Below are 20,939 nucleotides of genomic sequence, written 5' to 3' on the forward strand. Positions count from 1 at the left end.
TCAGCCGTCGATCACGGCGACGAGCTCGTCGAGGAAGCCGCCGAAGTCGGTCGCGCGGCGCACGATGCGCTGCACGCTGTCGCGCTCGCTGAACACCTCGACGAACTGCTCGAACACGGTCTGGAACGCCTCGCGGTCGGCCTCCGAGAAGGCGACGAGCGCGACGACCTGCACCCGGCCCTCGCCCCACGGCATCGACGGCTCGGCGATCCCGATCGCGATCGCCGTGCGGGCCGCGGTCATCGCGAGCGCGTGCGGCACGGCGAGCGCGTCGGTGAAGGCCGTCGACGACAGCCGCTCGCGCTCGATCGCGCGCTCGATGTAGGCCTCGTCGATGACGCCGAGCGCGACGAGGCGCGCGCCGAGGGCGCGGATCACACCCTCTTCGGCGGGGCTGCGGTCCGTGGCATCCGGCTCGAGATCCTCGGGCAGCCGCAGGAACGCCGACGGATCGAAGTAGCGCTCCAGCTCGGTGCGCAGGCGCCGCAGGCGCCGGGAGCGACGGATGCGGCTCGCCACCGCCTGCACGCGCTCGATGTCGGCCTCGGTGAGGAACGGCTTGATCCGCACGAACCGCTCGCCGTGGCCCGGCGGCGGGTCGATCGTCGTGAGCACGAGGTCGGAGTCGATGCTCTCCCAGTCCGGGTCGACGCGGGTCTCGACGCCGACGACCTCGACCGCGCGGCCGAGCGACCGGTCGACGCTCGAGCGCAGCAGCTCGTGCAGCTCGTAGTAGCCGGGGCAGACGATCGTCGCGGCGAGCAGCTGCTCCGCATGACGGTTGCGCTCGAGCTGCCCGCCCACGTGCATCGCGATGTAGGCGATCTCGTCGTCGGGCAGCGGGATGCCGAGCCGCTCCTGGAGGCCGCTCGCGATGAACACAGCGACCTCGAAGATCATGGGGTACGTCGACTTGAGCGACCTCGTGAGCGGGTTGCGCGACCACGCGCGCTCCTGGGCGCGCCGGGCGAGGTTCTGGACGTGCAGCGCGAGGCGCAGCACGAAGTCGGGATGCACGATGTCGACGAGGAACTCTGCCGCGGCCCGCTCCACGACCTCGCGCACGGCGGCCTCGACGTCGGGATCGAGGCGTGCGCGGGCGCGTTCTCCGGGTGCCGAACCGGATGCCCCGGGCGCGACCACCCGCGTGAGCACGAGCGTGGACAGGTGCTGGAGGTCGCCCCGGCCGAGGCGCACGCCGAGGCGGCGCTCGGCGAGCTCGCCGATGATGTCAGCGACCTCGCCCTGCGAGGCGCTGTCCTCACCGCCCGCGTTCTCGAGAGGGCGTCCGTGCGCGACGCGATCCGCGGCGATCGCGATGTGCATGACGACGTCGGCGATGCCGATCTCGTTCACGAACCACCCGAGCCCGGAGAGCCTCTCGACGAGGTCGGTCTTGAACGGGCCGAACGCGCGTGCCCCGACGGAGTCCTCGCCGAGCGATCGCCGCAGCGCCACGAGGTCGAAGGATCCGGCGTCCATCTCGTCGTGCGCGAGGCGACTCAGCAGGCGACGCTGCGCGACCTCGGTGCCGACGAGCCGCGCGCGCGACTGCGAGCGCTCGAGCGTCAGCCCGGTCCCGCCGAGCAGCCCGCGCACGCGCGCGAGGTCGGCGTCGAGCGTCGCGGGGCTCACGAACAGCGACTCGGCGGTCTCGAACACGTCGATGCCGTCGGAGTCGTCGAGCAGGCGGCGGACGAGAGTGTGCAGCCGGTCGCGCGGTGTGCCCTCGTCGGAGGGACCCGCGCGCAGCGCGGCCGCGGCATCCGTCGTCGCCCGATAACCGCGCGGCCCGGACTCGACCGCGACGGCGGGAGCGACCCGCGCATTGATCGCGGTCACGTACGAGCGCACGCTGCGCGGCGTGACCCCCAAGGCGTCGGCCAGCGCGGCGGCCGTGACCCAGTCCCCGTCGCGCACGAGAAGGCCCAGCAGCCGGTCCTGTCTCGCTCGCGTCACGCCGCTCCCTCCGAAGACGGCGCAGCGTCGCGCCGCCCTGAGAGTCAGTCAACCACGAGCCGAGGCGGGCGGGGCCGCCGCGTCACGGCCCCCGCGCGATTCCCGTCGCGGATTTCCTCCCCCGCGGAAGAAGGAGTGGTTGTCGGCTCTCAGCGTTTTCACAAGAATGGCCAGCACGAGGAGGCGGATCGATGAGGATCCTGGTGGTCTGCGGAGCTGGCGCGTCGAGCACGTTCGTCGCACAGCGCGTGCGCCACGCCGCACAGGACCAGGGTCTTCCCTACACCGCGTTCGCCGGCACCGAGCAGTCGCTTCCGATCGACCTCGACGCCGCCGACGTCGTGCTGGTGGGCCCGCACCTCACCGACGCGGTCGCGCGCATCAAGCGCGACGCCGCCCTGCGGGGCACCGCCGTCGTTCTGCTGCCGTCCGACGTCTTCTCGGATCTGGACGGCACGCGGACCCTCGCACTGGTCCGCGACGCGGTCGGAGACTCCGGGGGGATTTCTCCGGCCGCGGGCACTCCCCCGCAGGCGACGACTCCCGTCGAAGTGCAGGACGAGGGTTTCACAGACGTCGACACGTGACTCCGATCGACATCGAGAAAGGTCAAGACATGCCCCAGGTCTCCCGGACGGTCCGCATCGGATCGTCGCACGGTCTGCACGCACGACCCGCCAAGCTCTTCGCCCAGGCGGCGAAGGACACCGGCATCCCGATCACGATCGCAAAGGACTCCGGCGCGCCCGTCAACGCCGCGAGCATCCTCGGCGTGATCTCGCTGGGCGTCGAGCAGGGCGACTACGTCACGCTCACCGCCGACGGCGACGACGCCGAGGCGGCGCTCGACACGCTGAGTGAACTGCTCACAACCGACCACGACGCGGAGTGAGCATGCCGGAGCTGAGAGGAGTCGGCATCGGCCTGGGGGTCGCGCAAGGACCCGTCGCCCGCATGGCGGCGCCCCTGCCCCCACCTCCCGACGAGCGCAGCACGCGCAGCGTCGAGGAGGAGACCGCGCGCGTGCGCGAAGCGGTCTCTGCCGTCGCGCGCGAGCTGGAGGAACGCGGCGAGAAGGCGGGCGGCAAGGCGCAGGACGTGCTCGAGGCGCAGGCGATGATGGCCGAGGATCCGACCCTCGAGCAGGAGGTCGACGACCGCATCGCGAAGGGCAAGACGAGCGAGTTCGCCGTCTACGACGCGTTCGCGTCCTTCCGCGAGCAGCTCACGGCCCTCGGCGGATACCTCGGCGAGCGCGCGGCCGACCTCGACGACGTCGCTCAGCGCGTGATCGCGCGCCTGCGCGGGCTCCCGGCGCCGGGCGTGCCGGATCCGGGGCATCCGTTCGTGCTCGTCGCGAAGGATCTCGCCCCGGCCGACACGGCGCTCCTCGACCTCGAGAAGGTGCTGGCCCTCGTCACGACCGAGGGCGGACCGACGTCGCACACCGCCATCCTGGCGCGCGAGAAGGCGATCGTCGCGGTCGTGGGCGTCGCGGATGCCGCGGGGCTGGAGGAGGGCGAGACGGTGATCGTCGACGCGGCGGCGGGAGTCGTCGTGACCGAGCCGACCGACGACGAGCTCGCTCGGGCGAAGAACCGCGCGGATTCGCGAGCGGCCGCGGCATCGGCCCCCATCACGCCGGGCGCCCTGCGGGACGGCACCGAAATCCCGCTGCTGGTCAACCTCGGCAACGCCGAAGGCGCCGCCGAGGCGGTCGCGCTCGGCGCTGAGGGCGTGGGGCTGTTCCGCACCGAGTTCCTCTTCCTCAGCTCCAGCCAGGCGCCGACCGTCGAGCAGCAGCGGGCCGTGTACGAGAAGCTCCTCGCGGCCTTCGCGGGCAAGAAGGTGGTCGTGCGCGTGCTGGACGCGGGCGCCGACAAGCCCCTGCCGTTCCTCAACGACGCGCACGAGGAGAATCCGGCGCTCGGACTTCGCGGACTGCGCGCGCTGCGCGCGAGCGAGGACATCCTGCGCGAGCAGCTGACGGCTCTGGCCGAGGCGGATGCCGCCACCCGCGCCGCGGGCAAGGGAGCCGACCTGTGGGTGATGGCCCCCATGGTGGCGACCGTCGAAGAGACCGAGTACTTCACGAAGATCGCGCGGGAGTACGGCGTGAAGACCGCAGGCGTCATGGTGGAGGTGCCCTCGTCGGCGCTCCTCGCCGACCGCATCCTCGCCGTCGCCGACTTCGCGTCGATCGGCACGAACGACCTCACGCAGTACACGATGGCGGCGGACCGGCTCCTGGGCTCGGTCGCGACGTTCCAGGACCCGTGGCATCCCGCCGTGCTCCGCCTCGTGAGAGAGGTGGGAGAGGCGGGACGCGCGCACGGCAAGCCGGTCGGGATCTGCGGGGAAGCAGCCGCCGACCCGATGCTCGCCGTCGTGCTCGTAGGCCTCGGCGCCACCAGCCTGTCGATGGCGCCGACGGCGCTCGCCGACGTGCGGGCGACCCTTCTGCAGTACACCCTCGGCGAGGCACGCGCCATCGCCGAAGCCGCCTTGGCCGCGAACGACGCGGCCTCGGCTCGGGCCGCGGCACAGGCGGCGGCCTCGACCAGCTCCACCGCGGCTGAAGCGGCCGCGACCCGAGAGAAGGAGACAGAGCAATGACAACGGCGTCGACGTCCACGACGGGCGGGAGCAAGGCGCGCATCGGAGTCCAGCGCTTCGGCACGTATCTGTCCGGCATGATCATGCCGAACATCCCCGCGCTCATCGCGTGGGGAATCATCACGGCGTTCTTCATCGAGGTCGGGTGGACACCGAACGCCGACCTCGCGACGATCGTCTTCCCGACGATCCACTACCTCCTGCCGATCCTCATCGCCTACACGGGCGGCAACATCGTGTACGGCATCCGAGGCGGCGTGGTCGCGTCGATCGGCGTGATGGGAGCGATCGTCGGGTCGGACCTCCTGGTCGACAAGTTCAACGCGACGCTCCCCGAGGGCGACAGCGGACTGGGCTACGTGCACATGTTCATCGGCGCGATGATCATGGCCCCGCTCGCCGCGTACACGATGAAGTGGCTCGACAACCTGTGGGAGGGGAAGATCCGCGCAGGCTTCGAGATGCTCGTCAACATGTTCTCGGCGGGGATCTGGGGCTTCGTCCTGATCGTCATCGGGTTCTACCCGATCGCGTGGCTCGTGAACGGGATCATGACCGTCCTCGGGAATGCCGTGAACTGGCTCGTCGAGACGAACCTGCTGCCGCTCACGAGCATCATCATCGAGCCGGCGAAGGTGTTCTTCCTGAACAACGCCATCAACCACGGCGTGCTGACCCCGCTCGGCCTCCAGCAGGTAGCCGACGACGGGTCGTCGATCCTGTTCCTGCTCGAGGCCAACCCCGGCCCCGGTGTCGGGCTGCTGCTGGCGTTCACCTTCTTCGGCCTCGGCGCGGCGCGTGCCTCTGCGCCCGGCGCCGCGGTGATCCAGTTCTTCGGCGGCATCCACGAGGTGTACTTCCCCTACGCGCTCATGAAGCCCATGCTCATCCTCGCCCTCATCGCGGGCGGCATGACGGGCGTCACGACCAACATGCTGCTGAGCGGCTCCCTGGCCGCGCCTGCCGCACCGGGAAGCATCATCGCCGTCACCGCGCAGGCGGTGAATCCCGCGGCCGGCGGGGTGCCCAACCTCATGGTGGTGTATCTGTCGGTCCTCCTGTCCGCCACGGTCACGTTCCTCGTCTCGTGGGCGATCCTGCGGGCGTCACGCAAGCGCGACCTCGAGGCGATGGCGGCCACCGACGACGCGTTCGGCGCGGCGATCACGCAGACCGAGGCCGCGAAGGGCAAGTCCTCGGATGCGCTCGCCGGGCTCCGCGGCGGCGCGGCGACCCAGGCGGACGGCGGCATCGAGCCCGCCACGATGACCGAGCGGGAGGTGAGGAACATCGTGTTCGCGTGCGACGCGGGCATGGGCTCCTCGGCGATGGGCGCGAGCGTGCTGCGCAACAAGATCAAGAAGGCGGGCATCGAGGACGTCACGGTGGTCAACAAGGCCATCGCCGCCCTCGACACGTCGGCCGACCTCGTCATCACGCAGAACCAGCTCACCGACCGGGCCCGCCACGTCGCGCCCGATGCCATCCACGTTTCTGTGGACAACTTCATGAACTCCCCCAGGTACGACGAGGTCGTAGACCTCGTGCGTGCTCAGCACGAGGATGGTTCGCAGGGCGGGGCACCGTAGACGACGAGCCGAACCCGGCGAGTCGTCGCGAGGTCTTCCCGCGACAGAAGTGAACACATGACCGCTGCGGGGTGGGGCGGGCGGAATGCCCCCCACCCCGTGGCTTCGGCCCGCGGCATCCGCATCGAAGAAAGGCGACAGACATGGCACGAGACGTCCTCGGCATCGGGCAGGTGCGCATCCATTCCGGCAGCGCGACGCGCGAGCAGGCGATGAAGGAGGCGGCCGACATCCTCGAAGCGGCGGGCGCGGTCACGTCGGCGTACTTCGACGCGATGCAGCAGCGCGAGCAGACGGTGTCGACGTACATGGGCAACGAGCTCGCGATCCCGCACGGCACGAACGAGACGAAGGATGCGATCCTCGACTCCGCGCTGTCAGTCGTGCGCTACGACGGCGGCGTCGATTGGGACGGCGAGCCCGTCACCTTCGTGGTGGGCATCGCCGGCAAGGGCGATGAGCACCTCGAGATCCTGTCGAAGATCGCGATCCTGTTCTCCGACGAGGACGAGGTCGCCAAGCTCAAGAAGGTCGAGACCCCCGAGGAGCTCTTCGCCCTCGTCTCGGCAGAAGTGTCATGAGGGCTGTCCACTTCGGGGCGGGCAACATCGGCCGCGGGTTCGTCGGCCTGCTGCTGCACGAAGGCGGCTACGAGCTGGTGTTCTCGGACGTCGCGGCGCCCCTCGTCGACGCGATCAACGCCGTCGACTCGTACACCGTGCACGAGATGGGCGACGGCGGGCGCGACATCGTCGTGACCGGCTTCCGCGCGATCAACAGCGCCGAGCACCCCGACGACGTGATCGAAGAGGTCGCCGGGGCGAACGTCGTCACGACCGCGGTCGGGCCGACCGTGCTGAAGTTCGTCGCTCCGCTGATCCTGTCGGGGCTCGCCCTGCGCGACCCCTCATCGCCGCCGCTGCAGATCATGGCGTGCGAGAACGCGATCAACGCGACGGACCTGCTGCGCGACGAGATCCGCGAGCGCGCGGGCGACGCGTGGGAGGCGATCTCCGGCCGCGCCGTGTTCGCGAACACGGCCGTGGACCGCATCGTGCCCGCGCAGCCCGAGGGCGGCGGCGTCGACGTGACCGTCGAGCCCTTCTACGAGTGGGCGATCGAGCGGCCGCCGTTCGGCGACGACCCGCCGAACATCCCCGGCGCGCACTTCGTCGACGACCTCGCGCCCTACATCGAGCGCAAGCTCTTCACGGTCAACACCGGGCATGCCACCACGGCGTACTTCGGGGCGGAGGCGGGCGTCGAGAGGATCTCGGATGCCCTCGCCGACCCCGGCATCGCCGCCAAGGTCGCCGCCACGCTCGAAGAGACGTCGGCGCTGCTGGTGGTCAAGCACGAGCTCGATCCCGCCCACCTCGCGTCGTACCGCGAGACGATCCTGAACCGCTTCCGAAACCCCGCGCTCCCCGACACCGTGTGGCGCGTCGGACGCCAGCCGTTGCGCAAGCTCTCACGCCACGAGCGGTTCGTCGGGCCGGCGGCCGAGGCGGCGGAGCGCGGCCTCGCCGTCGACGCGCTCGTTGCGGCCATGGGCGCCGCGCTCGCGTTCGACGACCAGGAGGACCCGCAGGCGGTCGACATGCAGCGGATGCTGCGCGAGCTCGACTCCGCCGCGTTCACCGCCGAGGTGACGGGGCTCGAGCCGGAGCATCCGCTGTTCGGCAAGGTGCAGGCAGAGGTCGAGAAGCGCCAGGCGGCGATCGCGGGCTGAGGTTCAGTCGCCGGGGCGGGGCTGCGTCTCGCGGCCCTCGCTCGGCCTGTGGGCGAGTGATTTCGGTTAACGGCGCGTAACGGCTTAGGGTATCCAAGGCCGAACACCGGGACGACGGAGTCTGGGGAGATATGCAACAGCACCGCTATGCCATCGTGGGCGCCGGACCGTCGGGGCTCTCCGCCGCGCGGGCGCTGCAGAAGGCCGGCATCGCGTTCGACGGCTACGAGGCCTCTCGCGGCGTCGGCGGCCTGTGGGACATCGAGAACCCCCGCTCGACGATGTACGAGTCGGCGCACCTCATCTCGTCGCGCACGACGACGGAGTTCGCCGAGTTCCCGATGAAGACGGATGCCGACTACCCGAGCCACCGCACACTCATCGAGTACTTCCGCGACTATGCCGAGCACTTCGGGCTCACCGAGCACTTCACGTTCGACACCAAGGTCACCGGGCTCGAACGCGGGGCCGACGGCCTCTGGACCCTCCGCGCCGACGGACCGGACGGCCCGATCGAGGAGCGGTACGCCGGAGTGATCCTCGCGAACGGCACGCTCGCCGAGCCGAACGTGCCGACATTCCGCGGCGAGTTCACCGGCGAGATCATGCACACCTCGAAGTACAAGACCGCCACCCAGCTCACGGGCAAGCGCGTGCTCATCGTCGGCGCGGGCAACTCGGGGTGCGACATCGCCGTCGATGCCGTGCACCACGCGGCATCCGTCGAGATGAGCGTCCGTCGCGGCTATTACTTCGTGCCGCGGTACATCTTCGGAAAGCCCTCCGACACGCTCAACCAGGGCCGGCCGCTCCCCCGTCCCATCAAGCAGTTCCTCGACACGCGCGTGCTGCGGGCGTTCACGGGCGACCCGGCACGCTTCGGATTCCCGAAGCCGGACTACAAGATCTACGAGTCGCACCCGATCGTCAACACGCTCATCCTGAACCACCTCGGGCAGGGCGACCTGCGCATCCGTCCCGACATCGACCGGTTCGACGGCGACACGGTGCACTTCCGCGACGGGACGAGTGGTCGGTACGACCTCGTGATGCTCGCGACGGGCTACACGCTCGACTACCCGTTCGTCCCGCGCGAGGAGTTCAACTGGAACGGCTGGGCGCCGAAGCTCTTCCTCAACGTCTTCCCACCGCCGGTCGACGGCGCGTTCAACGGGCTCTTCGTGATGGGCATGATCGAGGCGTCCGGCATCGGCTGGCAGGGCCGCTACGAGCAGGCGGAGCTCATCGCCGCCTACCTGACGGCGACGCCCGACCGGCGCGCCGCGTTCCGGCGGAGGATCACGGATGCCCCCTGGCCCGACCTGACCGCCGGATACAGGTACCTCGGGCTCGAGCGAATGTCGTACTACGTCAACAAGGATGCCTACCGGCGCGCCGTGCGTGAAGCGACCGCCGAGCTGCGTGGTGACGCCTCGGGCGCGGGGCGCGGCATCCGCTCCTCATCCCCCGTCCGCCGCTCGCGCGAGAAGGTGACCGCATGAACCCCGACGGCGTCGCGCTGAACTTCACGCCCGAGACGCTCATCATCCTGAACGTCGTCCTCGGCCTGATCATGCTCGGGATCGCGCTCGACACGACCCCCGACGACTTCAAGGTGGTCGTGCGCAAGCCGAAGCCGTTCGTCATCGCGATCCTCGCGCAGCTCGTCGTGCTGCCCGCCGTGACCTTCGCGCTGACGCTCATCCTCCCTGTGACGCCGTCGATGGCGCTCGGCATGATCCTCGTGGCGTGCTGCCCGCCGGGGAACATCTCGCAGGTGCTCACGCACCGCGCGGGCGGCAACGTCGCGCTGTCGGTGTCGATGACGGCCGTCGGCAACGCGATCTACATCTTCATGCTCCCGCTGTCGATCGCGTTCTGGGGCTCGCTGCACCCGACCGCGCGCGAGCTGCTCGCGGCCGTGTCGCTCAACCCGTGGCAGATGCTGCTCGAGATCGTCCTCATCATCGGCGTGCCGTTCGCGATCGGGCTGTTCGTTCGTGCGAGGTTCCCGAAGATCGCGGCCAAGGTGCAGCCGTTCGTCAAGTGGTTCTCGCTCATCGCGCTGCTCGGGTTCATCGTCGCGGCGCTCGCCGGGAACTGGATGTACTTCATCACGTTCCTCGGGATCATCGTGCTCGTCGTCACGGTGCACGACGCGGTCGCGCTCGCGATCGGCTACAGCACCGCTGTCGTCGGCGGCCTCGGCACGCGCGAGCGCAAGGCGATGACGTTCGAGGTGGGCATCCGCAACGCCGGCCTCGGTCTCGGCCTCGTCTTCACGTTCTTCGGCGGGCTCGGCGGCATGGCGATCGTCGCCGGGTGGTGGGGCATCTGGGACATCATCGCCGGCCTCATCGTCGCCGCGCTGTGGGCGCGTCACACCAAGCGCCGCACGGGCTCGGCCAAGGGCGACGCGACGTGGCACGCCGAGCCGACAGAGCCGACGGATGCCCCCACGGGGGCGGCATCATGACGACGGACGCTCACGGAGTCCGTCCCATCGCGCGGAATGCGGCGCGAGGACGCGACACGACGGAGGTGAAGGACGTGCGGGTGCTCATCACGGGCGGCGCCGGGTTCCTCGGGATGCACGTCGCCGAAGCGCTCGGAGCACGCCCCGAGGTGTCGCTCGTCGTCGCGGGCGATGTGCGGCGGCCGGGGCATCCGGTCGACGGCGTCGTCTACGAGGACTGCGACGTCACCCGACCCGACGGCCTCGTCGCGCTCCTGCGCCGGCACGAGATCGACGTCGTCGTGCACCTCGCGGCCATCGTGAACCCGGGGCGCGATCACGACCTCGAATACCGTGTCGACGTGGACGGCACGCGACACGTGCTGGAAGCGTGCGTCGAGGCGGGCGTGCGCCGGGTCGTCGTGTCGTCGTCGGGCGCCGCGTACGGCTACCACCCCGACAACCCCGAGTGGCTGCGCGAGAGCGACCCGGTGCGCGGGAACGACGAGTTCCCGTACTCGAAGCACAAGCGGCTCGTCGAGCAGATGCTCGCCGGGTACCGCCTCGCGCACCCCGAGCTCGAGCAGGTCGTGTTCCGCATCGGGACGATCCTCGGCCCGACGGTCTCCAACCAGATCACGGCGCTGTGGAAGGGGCGGCGCATCCTCGCGATCCGCGGCTCCGACTCCCCCTTCGTGTTCGTGTGGGTCGACGACGTCGCCGGAGCGATCGCGCGCGCCGCGACCGACGGCCCGCCGGGCGTCTACAACGTCGCGGGCGACGGCCGGGTGACGGTGCGCGAGCTCGCGGCGCGCCTGGGCAAGCGGGTCTTCACTGTGCCGGCGGGCGCGCTCGCGTTCGCGCTGCGTGTCGGGCGCACGCTGCGCCTCACCGTGCACGGCCCCGAGCAGGTCGGATTCCTGCGGTACCGCCCGGTCCTCGCGAACGACGCCCTCAAGGAGGAGTTCGGCTACACGCCGCGCATGACCTCGGCCGAGGCGTTCGAGGCGTACGTCGCCTCGCACCCGGAGGTCGTGCGGGGCTGAGGCCGCGCCGGCGCGCGCGGCGGTGCGCGGCATTCGCGGGCCGAACTCCGGAAGGACCGACGCCGCCGCATTCCCAGCCGAACGGCGACCCCTCGGAGCGACTTTCTCCGGAGTTCGGTCCGCTCCTCCTCCGCATGCGTTCGCCGCTGGCTCTCCACATCCGAACTGCCGCGAGGCACACCGCCGGGCGCGGGCGCTCACCGTGGAGTTGTGCGCACGACCACACGACCGGCGAGGCCGACGCTGCCGCACCTGCTCTCGACGCAGGCGCTGATCGACAGCGGCATGACTCGACGCCGACTGGCGAGTGCAGCGGCCGAGGGTCGGCTCATCCGCGTGCGCAAGGGGCGATACCTGAGAGCGGGAACCGACTCCGTCTTCGTCCGAGCGGCGCGTCTGGGCGGGCGCGTGGACTGCGCGTCCCTCGTCCACCACATCGGAGTGTTCGTCCGCGACACGCCTCACCTCCACATCCAGATGGACCCGGATGCCAGTCGCGTGCCCGCTCGCCCGGACGACGTGGTTCGGCACTGGCGACCGACGCGCGCGTCGAGCTCCGAGCTTGCCACTTCTGTCGTCGAAGCGCTCGTGCAGGCCACTCGGTGCCAGGAACCCCGTGCTGCCGTTGCGACGCTGGACAGTGCCTGGCACCTCGGCCTCATCGACGAGGGCGATCTCGCAGTGATCTTCTCGGCACTGCCACGGCGCTACCGGGTGCTCCGCCAACTGCTCGACAGGCGTAGCGAGTCCGGGCCGGAGACGCTCGTCCGGCTCATACTTCGCGCGATCGGATGCCGTGTCGACGTGCAGGTACAGCTCACGCACGTCGGCCGGGTCGACTTCGTGGTCGATGAGTGGCTCATCATCGAGTGCGATAGCGGGCAGTTCCACTCCGATTGGGAAGCGCAGAAGCGCGATAGGCGAAGAGACCTCGCCGCGGCGCGTCTCGGCTACTCCACTGTGCGGCTGCTAGCCGAAGATGTCATGTGGCACGCCGACGCCGTGCAGTCGGCGCTCCGGGAGATCATCGCGCGCGGACCCGGCGCCCATCGCCGTGCCGAACTCCGGAGAGATCGCGCCGTCGGTGCGGAGATGACCCGCAATCCGGTGGTTCTCCGCTGACGAACGATGAGAATTCCGGAGTTCGGCACGCACACGCGCTACGCACGCACGGCAGCCGCACCGCGCGCACGGCGCGCGCCGGGCTCAGTCGCCGAAGCCCTCCGAGATGAGGTCGATGAGCTCCTCGCGCTGCTCGACCGGGAGGAACGCGCCCGCGGCGGCGTTCAGCTGGAACTCCTCGAGGTCATCGAGCCCGTAGTCGAAGGTCTCGGCGAGCAGCGCCAGCTCGCGCGTGAGCGACGTGCGGCTCATGGTGCGGTTGTCGACGTTCACCGTGACCGAGAACCCGAGCTGGTAGAGCAGGTCGAACGGGTGGTCCTCGAGGGTCGTGCCCCATGCGGCGATCGCGCCCGTCTGCAGGTTCGACGACGGCGACAGCTCGAGCGTGATCTCGCGATCGCGCACCCAGCGCGCGAGGTCGCCGAACTGCACGAGCACCTCCTCGCCCTCGCGCGACACGATGTCGAGGTCCTCGGCGACGCGCACTCCGTGCCCGAGGCGCAGGGCGCGTCCGTCGATGAGGGCCGAGCGGATCGAGTCGAGCCCGGCCGCCTCTCCGGCGTGCACCGTCGCCGGGAAGAACTCCGACGCGAGGTAGTCGAACGCCTCGCGGTGCTGCGACGGCGGGAAGCCGTCCTCGGGGCCGGCGATGTCGAAGCCGACGGCGCCGCGCGTGCGCCAGTCGACGGCCAGGCGTGCGATCTCGAGCGAGCGGTCGGTGTGGCGCATCGCCGTGATGAGCTGGCCGACGCGGATGTCACGGCCGGCGGACGCCGCCGCGTCCTCGCCCTCCTCGATGCCCTCCTGCACCGCCTCGACGACCTCGTCGAGCGAGAGGCCGCGCGCGAGATGCTGCTCCGGCGCCCAGCGCACCTCACCGTAGATGACGCCGTCCTGGGCGAGGTCCTCGACGAACTCGCGCGCGACGCGCGTCAGACCTTCGCGCGTCTGCATGACCGCGGTCGTCAGGTCGAACGTCTTCAAGTACTCGACCAGCGACCCCGAGTCGCTCTTGTCGGCGAACCAGTCGGCGAGGGCGCCGGGATCCGTCTCGGGCACATCCAGCCCGATCTCGTCGGCCAGCTCGACGATCGTCGCGGGACGCACGGCGCCATCGAGGTGGTCGTGCAGCGACACCTTCGGAAGGCTCCGGATCGAGACACCGTCGAGGACCGCGTCCCCGTGCTGGTCGATGGGCATGTGGTGCTCCTCTGCGGCGATTGGTGTGAAGGACGTGTGACGGCGGTGCGGTGGTGCTGCGGCAGTCGTCGGCCACTGGCGACGCTACTCGATCGGGCGGCTCCGCTCAGCCCGTGATCCGCTCCCGGACGATCGGCGCCGGGGTCGGAGCATCCGGCCCGATCTCCCACGCCCCCTCGACGGCCTCGAGAGCGCGCGCGAACCGCGCCCCGTCGTCGGCGAGCAAGGTGAACAGCGGCTGACCGGCGGTGACCTCGTCGCCGGGCTTCGCGTGAAGATCGATGCCGGCCGCGTGGACGACCGGATCCTGCGCGCGGGCGCGGCCCGCTCCGAGGCGCCATGCGCCGATGCCGAACGCGAGGGCGTCCAGGCGCGTGACGACGCCGGACGACGGCGCCGTGACGGTGTGCGTCTCGCGCGGCGCCGGGAGAGGAGCATCCGGATCTCCGTCCTGCGCCCGGATCATCGCGCGCCACGTGTCCATCGCGCGCCCGTCACGGAGCGCTTCTTCGACGTCGGCTTCGGGCTGCCCGGCAAGAGCGAGCATCTCGCGTGCGAGCGCGACCGTGAGCTCGACGACGTCGGCGGGCCCACCGCCGGCGAGCACCTCGACCGACTCGCGGACCTCGTTTGCGTTGCCGATCGCGAGGCCGAGCGGCGTGTTCATGTCTGTCAGCAGCGCCGTCGTCGCGACGCCCGAGTCGGTGCCGAGCTCCACCATCGTGCGCGCGAGCTCGCGTGCGCGCTCGACGTCGCGCATGAAGGCGCCCGAGCCGAACTTGACGTCGAGGACGAGCGCGCCCGTTCCCTCGGCGATCTTCTTCGACATGATGCTCGACGCGATGAGCGGGATCGCCTCGACGGTGCCCGTCACATCGCGCAGCGCGTACAGTCGCTTGTCCGCCGGCGCGAGCCCCGTGCCGGCTGCGCAGATCACCGCTCCGACGTCGCGCAGCTGCGCGAAGAGCTCGTCGTTCGTCAGCGCCGCCCGCCAGCCCGGGATCGACTCGAGCTTGTCGAGCGTGCCGCCGGTGTGGCCGAGACCTCGGCCCGAAAGCTGCGGCACCGCGACGCCGAACGACGCGACCAGCGGTGCGAGCGGGAGCGTGATCTTGTCGCCGACTCCCCCCGTCGAGTGCTTGTCGGCTGTCGGCTTGCCGAGGCCTTCGAAGCTCATGCGCTCGCCCGACGCGATCATCGCGTCGGTCATGACGCGGATCTCGTCGCGCGTCATGCCGTTGAGCAGCACCGCCATCGCGAAGGCCGCCATCTGCGCATCCGAGACGTATTCGCGCGTGTAGGCGTCGATCATCCAACGCAGCGCGTCTTCGGGAACCGCCCCGCCGTCGCGCTTCGCGCGGATGACGTCGACCGCGTCAAACGCTTCGACTCGCCCGGTGTCGGGGTCCGTCATCTCGACGCCTCCTCGAGATCGCGCGGACCGAACGCGTCGGGAAGCACCTCGTCGATCGTGCGGATGCCCGACACGGTCTCGAGCAGCATGCCCGGGATCGCGAACTCGTAGAGCAGCTGCCGGCAGCGGCCGCACGGCATGATCGTGTGCCCATCGCCGTTCACGCACACGAACGCGACGAGATTGCCGCCGCCGGTGTTCGCGAGCTCGCTCACCAGGCCGCATTCGGCGCACAGCGTCACGCCGTACGACGCGTTCTCGACGTTGCAGCCGGTGACGATCCGCCCGTCGGTGACCAGCGCGGCGGCACCGACCCGATACCGCGAGTACGGCGCGTACGCACGGCGCATCGCGTCGGTCGCCGCTGCGCGGAGCTCATCCCAGTCGATGTCGGTCACGAACGGCCACCCTTCGGGTCGGGATCGGGAGGGTCGACGGATGCGCCGCCCGCGCGCTCTCGGTCAGGCATGGGTCACCCCTTGATGTACGGCTTGCCGTCCGCGGCCGGTGCGCGCGACTTCCCGACGACGCCCGCGACGACGAAGATCGTCACGAGGTACGGCACCATCAGCATGAACTCGCTCGGCACCGGCGAGCCGATCACGCTGAGCGTGTTCTGCAGGTTCGACGCGAACCCGAACAGGAGCGCGGCGAGCGTCGCCTTGATCGGATCCCACTGACCGAAGATGACGGCCGCGAGCGCGATGAAGCCCGCGCCGGCGGTCATCTCCTTGTTGAAGGCGATGCCGGCGCCGATCGTGAAGACCGTGCCGCCGAGGCCGGCGATGGCGCCGGCCAGCAGCACGTTCCAGAACCGCGTCGGGTTCACCTTGATGCCGACCGTGTCGGCGGCCTGCGGGTGCTCGCCGACCGCGCGCAGACGCAGGCCCCACCGCGTGTGGAACATGCCGACGTACACGAGCGCGACGGCGAAGTACATGATGTAGACGATGATCGTCTGCCGGAAGAACACCGGGCCGATGATCGGGATGTCGCTCAGGATCGGGATCGGGAGGCGGTCGAAGCGCGCCGGTGTGTTCAGCAGCGCCGCGTTCGGCTGGAGCACCTGAGAGAACAGGAACCCGGTGAGGCCGATCACGAGCACGTTCAGCACGACACCGACGATCACCTGGTCGACGAGGTACTTGATCGCGAAGCTGGCGAGCACCGCGGCGACGAGCATGCCTGCGACCATTGCGGCGAGCAGGCCGAGGAACGGCTGCCGCGTGATCGACGACACGACCGCGGCCGTGAAGGCGCCCGCGAGCAGCTGGCCCTCGATCGCGATGTTCACGACGCCCGCGCGCTCGCCGATCACGCCGCAGAGCGCGCCGTAGATGAGCGGCACCGCGAGCCCGAGCGATCCGGCCAGCAGCCCCGCGACGGGGATGGTCGCCCCTGCCGCCGCCCACGTGAGGAATCCGACGACCGCCACGATCACGTGGGCGATCACGATCCACAGCGGCGTGCGTCCGGCGTTGTAGACGAAGTACGCGGATGCCGCGGCCAGCAGTGCGAGCAGCAGGAAGCAGATCAGCGTGGTGAGGAACACCGGCACCGCGAGGTCGCCGAGCTGGATCGCGTCGGCCTGCGTGGAGAGCCGGAAGTTCGTGGTGCCGGCGTGCGGCGCGAAGAAGACGAGCAGCCCGAACAGCACCGCGAAGATGCCGAGCGCGATGGGCGACTTCCAACTGCGGAGCACCGTCTTTTCGACGGTGACCGGCGTCTCGGGCATGAGGCCCGCGGTGTCGACGTGCGGCGCGGTCACTTCGCTGCCCCCTCGAGCTCGGCGTCGGCGGCGGTCGCGGCCTTGAGGGCCTTCAATCGCGCCTTCTCGGCCCGGCGGCGATCACGCTCGGGCGACGGCAGGAAGAAGATCGTGCGCACCAGTGGCGGCGCCGCGATGAACAGCACGATGAGCGACTGCACGACCGTGACGATCTCGATCGGGATCTGCTCGCCGGCCTGCATCGCGAAGCCGCCCGCCTTGAAGGCGCCGAACAGGATGCCGGCCGCGAACGTGCCCCACGGCGTGGATCGGCCGAGCAGCGCGACCGTGATCGCGTCGAAGCCGATGCCCGCGTCGATGCCCGCGGTGAAGCCCGTCGTGATCGTGCCGAGCACCTGGTTCACGCCCGCGAGGCCGACGAGCGCGCCCGAGATGAGCATGCCGTAGACGTACATGTTCTTGACGTTGATGCCCGCCACGCGCGCCGCGTTCGGGTTCTCCCCCACCGCGCGGAACTGGAAGCCGAGGCTCGAGCGGCTCAGGATCCACCACACGAGCACGGTCGCGCCGATGACGAGGACGAATCCGAAGTGCAGGTTGTACTGCGGCCCGAGCAGGTCGGGGAAGATCGCCGTGTCCTTCATCGCGGGCGTCTTCGGATTGCTCGATCCGGGAGCCTGCAGGAGTCCGGGCGTGCGCAGCATCCACGAGATGAGGTAGAACGCGACGTAGTTGAGCATGATCGTCACGATCACCTCATGCGCGCCCGTCCTCGCCTTGAGGAAGCCCGCGATGCCCGCCCACAGCGCGCCGGCGGCCATGCCGACGATGAGCGCGACGATCATGTGGATGCCCCAGGGCAGGTCGAACCCGAAGGCGATCCAGCCCGCGCCCGCCGCGGCCAGGAGCATCTGGCCCCGACCGCCGATGTTGAACATGCCGATGCGGAACGTGAGCGCGACGCCGAGCCCGGCCGCGATGAGCGGCGTCGCGAACGTGAGGGTCTCGGTGAGGGGGCGGATGCCGCGCGCGAAGTTCGGCGCGTTGAAGTTGTAGATCGAGCCCTGGAACAGCGCGATGTACGCACCGGAGACCGACCTCCAGATCGCGACGATGGTGTCACCGGGGCGCGCGAAGAAGTATGCCGAGGCGGCCTGCACGTCCTCGTCGGTCGCCGCGATCATGATGCCGCCCACGATGAGGGCGAGCACGACGGCGAGCACCGAGATGAGCCAATTGCCCTGCGTGATCCTCAGGAAGGTCTCGTGCCATTTGGAGGGAGGGGGCACCTCGGCGGGCGCCAGGGGCACGCTGGTCGAGCTCACGCTGCGGCTCCTTCGGTCTCGGACGTCACTCCGGCCATCATGAGGCCGAGCACGTCACGCGGAGTGTCGCCCGGCACGATGCCGACGATCCGGCCGCGGTACATCACCATGATGCGATCGGCGAGCGCAGTCACCTCGTCGAGCTCGGTCGAGACGACGACGACCGGCACGCCCGCGTCGCGCGTGGCGACGATGCGTTTGTGGATGAACTCGATCGACCCGACATCCACCCCTCGCGTGGGCTGGGCCGCCACGAGCAGCGACAGGTCGCGGCTGAGCTCGCGCGCGAGCACGACCTTCTGCTGATTGCCGCCCGAGAGCGACGCGACCGGCGTGTCGATGCCCGGTGCGCGCACGTCGAACTCCGTGAACTTCTCTTTCGCGAAGCTCTCCAGCGACTTGCGCTGGACGTTGCCCGCCTTGACGAACGGCGCCCCGTTGGCGCGATCGAGCATGAGGTTCTCGGCGATCGTGAACGCGCCGACCAGGCCGTCCTCCTTGCGGTCCTCGGGCACGAAGCCGACGCCGGCGTCGAGGATGTGACGGATGCTGCGCCCCACGAGCTCCTCGCCGTTGAGGCGCACCGACCCGCGCACCTGGGGCTGCAGGCCCACGAGCGCCTCAGTGAGCTCGGTCTGTCCGTTCCCCTGGACGCCGGCGATCGCGAGGATCTCGCCGCCGCGAACCTCGAAGCTCACGTCGTTGACGGTCACCTGGCCGCGCGGATCGATGACGGTGAGGCCCTCGACCACGAGCGAGCTTTCGTTGGGCTGCGGCGGACCCTTGTGCACGGTGAGCTCGACCGCGCGGCCAACCATCATCGAGGCGAGCTCGGCGTTCGTCGCGGTCGGCTCGGCCTCGCCGACGACCTTGCCGAGGCGGATGACGGTGATGCGGTCGGCGACCGCGCGCACCTCGCGCAGCTTGTGGGTGATGAAGACGATCGACGCGCCGGAGTCGCGGAGCTGACGCATGATCTCCATGAGCTCGTCGGTCTCCTGCGGCGTGAGCACGGCGGTCGGCTCGTCGAACACGAGGACCTTCGCGTCGCGCGAGAGCGCCTTGATGATCTCGACGCGCTGCTGGACGCCGACGGGGAGGTCTTCGACCACGGCATCCGGATCGACGTCGAATCCGAACTGGGATGAGATCTCGCGCACCCGGGCGCGCGCCGCCTCGATGTTGAGGAGGCCTCCGATTTTCGTCGACTCGTGGCCGAGCATGACGTTCTCGGCGACCGTGAAGACCGGGATCAACATGAAGTGCTGATGCACCATGCCGACTCCCGCACGCATCGCGTCTCCGGGGCCGCGGAAATTCTGGACGTGGCCGTCGAGCAGGATGACGCCTTCGTCAGCCTTGTACAGCCCGTACAGGACGTTCATGAGGGTGGACTTGCCGGCGCCGTTCTCGCCGAGCAGGGAGTGGATCTCGCCGGGTTCGACCACGAGATCGATGTGGTCGTTCGCGACGAGGCTTCCGAACCGCTTGGTAATGCCGCGGAGTTCGAGCTTCATGGTGCAGATCCTAATGAGCGGGGTGCGGCGGCGCGATGAGGCCCGCACGCCGCGGAGACGGCTGTGGGGAGGCCGGCGTGCCGGCCTCCCCACAGGGAGCGGGAATCAGCCCGCGAGGTACGACTCGACCGGGATCGAACCGTCGATGATGCCGGCCTGGATCTCGTCGAGCTCACCCTGCAGATCAGGCGAGACACGGTCCTCGAAGTCGTGGAACGGGGCCAGGCCCACGCCCTCGTTCTCGAGCGTGCCGACGAACGGCGTCGCGTCGAAGTCACCCTGGCCCGCGGCGAGCACGGCCTCCTCGACACCGACGTCGATCAGCTTGCGGATCGAGGTCAGCAGCAGGTCGGCGACGCTGGGGTCGGTCTCGAACACGTCGGCGTCCACGCCGAGCATGGCGATCTCACGACCGGAGCCGCGGATGACCGAAGCGGCGCTCTGGTAGATCGGGCCGCCGACGGGGAGCAGCACGTCGACACCCTGGTCGACGATGCCCTGCGCGGCGTTGATCGCGTCCTGGTTGGCCTGGAAGCCACCGGTGAACACGCCGTCCTGAGCGGCGCGGTCCCAGCCGACGACCTCGACGCTGTCGCTCTTGACCTCGTTCCAGTGCTCGACGCCCTGGGCGAAGCCGTCCATGAAGATCGAGACCGTCGGGAAGTTCATGCCGCCGAACGTGCCGACCTTCTTGGCCGTCGAGAACGACGCCGACGCGTAGCCCGCGAGGAAGGCGGCCTGAGCGGTGTCGAAGACGATCGGCTTGATGTTGGGCGCGTCGGTTTCGCCGTCGAAGTCGGTGTCGACGACGTCGTCGATCGACACGAACTGGACGTCGGGGTTCGCCTGGGCGGCCTCGGACGTCGCGGCGGCCAGCGCGAAGCCGACGGACACGATGAGCGAGCAGCCCTGGTCGATCAGGCTCGTGATGTTCGGGGCGTAGTCGGACTCGGAGCTCGACTCGACGGCGGTGAACTCGACACCGAGCTCGTCGGAGGCGCGCTCGAGGCCCTCGTAGCCGAGCTGGTTGAACGACTTGTCGTCGAATCCGCCCTCGTCGGAGACCATGCAGGGCTTGAAGCCGTCGACGGCGCCGCCGGCGTCGCCGCCACCGGTCTCGCCGTTGTCTTCGGGGGCCGACGCACAGCCGGCGAGTGCGACGAACAGGCTCGCGGCGACCACGCCGCCGAGCAGTCGCTTTCGGGTGGAAACGGTCAACTCAACCTCCACGGGAG

At 69.9% G+C, this 20,939-nt stretch carries 18 protein-coding genes; 10 read left to right on the forward strand and 8 right to left on the reverse strand.

Features of this window, described 5'->3' with window-relative positions; all coding sequences use genetic code 11:
* Positions 1–1,959, reverse strand: a complete 1,959-nt coding sequence (locus BJ991_RS15490; RefSeq protein WP_179491443.1) for a PRD domain-containing protein — start codon at positions 1,957–1,959, stop codon at positions 1–3.
* Between the two features lie 191 nt (positions 1,960–2,150).
* Here BJ991_RS15490 and BJ991_RS15495 point away from each other — a divergent pair, with 191 nt between their 5' ends.
* The 10 genes from BJ991_RS15495 to BJ991_RS15540 all read left to right on the forward strand — a co-directional run bounded on the left by BJ991_RS15495 (position 2,151) and on the right by BJ991_RS15540 (position 12,519).
* Positions 2,151–2,546, forward strand: coding sequence for a PTS sugar transporter subunit IIB (locus BJ991_RS15495; protein ID WP_179491445.1), 396 nt, complete (start codon positions 2,151–2,153; stop codon positions 2,544–2,546).
* Between the two features lie 29 nt (positions 2,547–2,575).
* A complete protein-coding gene (locus BJ991_RS15500; RefSeq protein WP_179491447.1) occupies positions 2,576–2,851 on the forward strand; it encodes an HPr family phosphocarrier protein in 276 nt (91 codons plus the stop codon).
* 2 nt (positions 2,852–2,853) lie between these two features.
* Entirely contained in the window at positions 2,854–4,575 is a 1,722-nt protein-coding gene (ptsP, locus tag BJ991_RS15505) for a phosphoenolpyruvate--protein phosphotransferase (RefSeq protein WP_179491449.1), read from the forward strand.
* Positions 4,572–6,164 carry a PTS mannitol transporter subunit IIBC gene (locus BJ991_RS15510; protein ID WP_179491451.1) on the forward strand — a complete coding sequence of 531 codons (1,593 nt, stop codon included), beginning with the start codon at positions 4,572–4,574 and terminating at the stop codon, positions 6,162–6,164. The genes ptsP and BJ991_RS15510 overlap by 4 nt, the downstream gene beginning before the upstream one ends.
* Before the next feature lie 143 nt (positions 6,165–6,307).
* Positions 6,308–6,745, forward strand: a complete 438-nt coding sequence (locus BJ991_RS15515; RefSeq protein ID WP_179491453.1) for a PTS mannitol transporter subunit IIA — start codon at positions 6,308–6,310, stop codon at positions 6,743–6,745.
* The gene (locus tag BJ991_RS15520) at positions 6,742–7,896 is read left to right on the forward strand and encodes a mannitol-1-phosphate 5-dehydrogenase (protein WP_179491455.1); all 1,155 of its coding nucleotides are present in this window, start codon (positions 6,742–6,744) and stop codon (positions 7,894–7,896) included. Before BJ991_RS15515 ends, BJ991_RS15520 begins: the two co-directional genes overlap by 4 nt.
* Before the next feature lie 131 nt (positions 7,897–8,027).
* Positions 8,028–9,398, forward strand: coding sequence for a flavin-containing monooxygenase (locus BJ991_RS15525; protein WP_179491457.1), 1,371 nt, complete (start codon positions 8,028–8,030; stop codon positions 9,396–9,398).
* Positions 9,395–10,372 carry a bile acid:sodium symporter family protein gene (locus tag BJ991_RS15530; RefSeq protein WP_179491459.1) on the forward strand — a complete coding sequence of 326 codons (978 nt, stop codon included), beginning with the start codon at positions 9,395–9,397 and terminating at the stop codon, positions 10,370–10,372. Before BJ991_RS15525 ends, BJ991_RS15530 begins: the two co-directional genes overlap by 4 nt.
* Positions 10,369–11,397 carry an SDR family oxidoreductase gene (locus BJ991_RS15535; RefSeq protein WP_179491461.1) on the forward strand — a complete coding sequence of 343 codons (1,029 nt, stop codon included), beginning with the start codon at positions 10,369–10,371 and terminating at the stop codon, positions 11,395–11,397. Before BJ991_RS15530 ends, BJ991_RS15535 begins: the two co-directional genes overlap by 4 nt.
* A gap of 210 nt (positions 11,398–11,607) precedes the next feature.
* Positions 11,608–12,519, forward strand: coding sequence for an endonuclease domain-containing protein (locus BJ991_RS15540; RefSeq protein ID WP_343048796.1), 912 nt, complete (start codon positions 11,608–11,610; stop codon positions 12,517–12,519).
* An 84-nt stretch (positions 12,520–12,603) separates the two neighbouring features.
* On the opposite strand, the gene BJ991_RS15545 is transcribed toward BJ991_RS15540, so the two are convergent.
* The 7 genes from BJ991_RS15545 to BJ991_RS15575 all read right to left on the reverse strand — a co-directional run bounded on the left by BJ991_RS15545 (position 12,604) and on the right by BJ991_RS15575 (position 20,922).
* Positions 12,604–13,719: an adenosine deaminase gene (locus BJ991_RS15545; RefSeq protein ID WP_179491463.1), complete on the reverse strand. Its 1,116-nt coding sequence runs from the start codon at positions 13,717–13,719 to the stop codon at positions 12,604–12,606.
* Positions 13,720–13,825: 106 nt separating this feature from the next.
* Positions 13,826–15,133 (reverse strand): thymidine phosphorylase, encoded by a 1,308-nt coding sequence (locus BJ991_RS15550; RefSeq protein ID WP_179491465.1) that lies wholly within the window; start codon positions 15,131–15,133, stop codon positions 13,826–13,828.
* Complete coding sequence (locus tag BJ991_RS15555; protein ID WP_179491467.1) at positions 15,130–15,531, reverse strand: cytidine deaminase; 402 nt, start codon at positions 15,529–15,531, stop codon at positions 15,130–15,132. The genes BJ991_RS15550 and BJ991_RS15555 overlap by 4 nt, the downstream gene beginning before the upstream one ends.
* Before the next feature lie 74 nt (positions 15,532–15,605).
* Positions 15,606–16,868, reverse strand: coding sequence for an ABC transporter permease (locus tag BJ991_RS15560; RefSeq protein WP_179492869.1), 1,263 nt, complete (start codon positions 16,866–16,868; stop codon positions 15,606–15,608).
* A gap of 29 nt (positions 16,869–16,897) precedes the next feature.
* Complete coding sequence (locus BJ991_RS15565; RefSeq protein WP_425487536.1) at positions 16,898–18,187, reverse strand: ABC transporter permease; 1,290 nt, start codon at positions 18,185–18,187, stop codon at positions 16,898–16,900.
* Complete coding sequence (locus tag BJ991_RS15570) at positions 18,184–19,704, reverse strand: ABC transporter ATP-binding protein (RefSeq protein WP_179491469.1); 1,521 nt, start codon at positions 19,702–19,704, stop codon at positions 18,184–18,186. The genes BJ991_RS15565 and BJ991_RS15570 overlap by 4 nt, the downstream gene beginning before the upstream one ends.
* Positions 19,705–19,809: 105 nt before the next feature.
* Positions 19,810–20,922 (reverse strand): BMP family lipoprotein, encoded by a 1,113-nt coding sequence (locus BJ991_RS15575; RefSeq protein WP_179491471.1) that lies wholly within the window; start codon positions 20,920–20,922, stop codon positions 19,810–19,812.
* Positions 20,923–20,939: the final 17 nt, after the last annotated feature.

It is taken from the genome of Microbacterium immunditiarum, from assembly GCF_013409785.1.
Lineage (GTDB): Bacteria > Actinomycetota > Actinomycetes > Actinomycetales > Microbacteriaceae > Microbacterium > Microbacterium immunditiarum.

Coding starts and splice junctions, on each gene's coding strand:
- BJ991_RS15500 (WP_179491447.1), top strand. CDS start 2,576: ATGCCCCAGGTCTCCCGGACGGTCCGCATCGGATCGTCGCACGGTCTG.
- BJ991_RS15510 (WP_179491451.1), top strand. CDS start 4,572: ATGACAACGGCGTCGACGTCCACGACGGGCGGGAGCAAGGCGCGCATC.
- BJ991_RS15520 (WP_179491455.1), top strand. CDS start 6,742: ATGAGGGCTGTCCACTTCGGGGCGGGCAACATCGGCCGCGGGTTCGTC.
- BJ991_RS15495 (WP_179491445.1), top strand. CDS start 2,151: ATGAGGATCCTGGTGGTCTGCGGAGCTGGCGCGTCGAGCACGTTCGTC.
- BJ991_RS15530 (WP_179491459.1), top strand. CDS start 9,395: ATGAACCCCGACGGCGTCGCGCTGAACTTCACGCCCGAGACGCTCATC.
- BJ991_RS15550 (WP_179491465.1), bottom strand. CDS start 15,133: ATGACGGACCCCGACACCGGGCGAGTCGAAGCGTTTGACGCGGTCGAC.
- ptsP (WP_179491449.1), top strand. CDS start 2,854: ATGCCGGAGCTGAGAGGAGTCGGCATCGGCCTGGGGGTCGCGCAAGGA.
- BJ991_RS15515 (WP_179491453.1), top strand. CDS start 6,308: ATGGCACGAGACGTCCTCGGCATCGGGCAGGTGCGCATCCATTCCGGC.
- BJ991_RS15525 (WP_179491457.1), top strand. CDS start 8,028: ATGCAACAGCACCGCTATGCCATCGTGGGCGCCGGACCGTCGGGGCTC.
- BJ991_RS15570 (WP_179491469.1), bottom strand. CDS start 19,704: ATGAAGCTCGAACTCCGCGGCATTACCAAGCGGTTCGGAAGCCTCGTC.
- BJ991_RS15545 (WP_179491463.1), bottom strand. CDS start 13,719: ATGCCCATCGACCAGCACGGGGACGCGGTCCTCGACGGTGTCTCGATC.
- BJ991_RS15535 (WP_179491461.1), top strand. CDS start 10,369: ATGACGACGGACGCTCACGGAGTCCGTCCCATCGCGCGGAATGCGGCG.
- BJ991_RS15560 (WP_179492869.1), bottom strand. CDS start 16,868: ATGCCCGAGACGCCGGTCACCGTCGAAAAGACGGTGCTCCGCAGTTGG.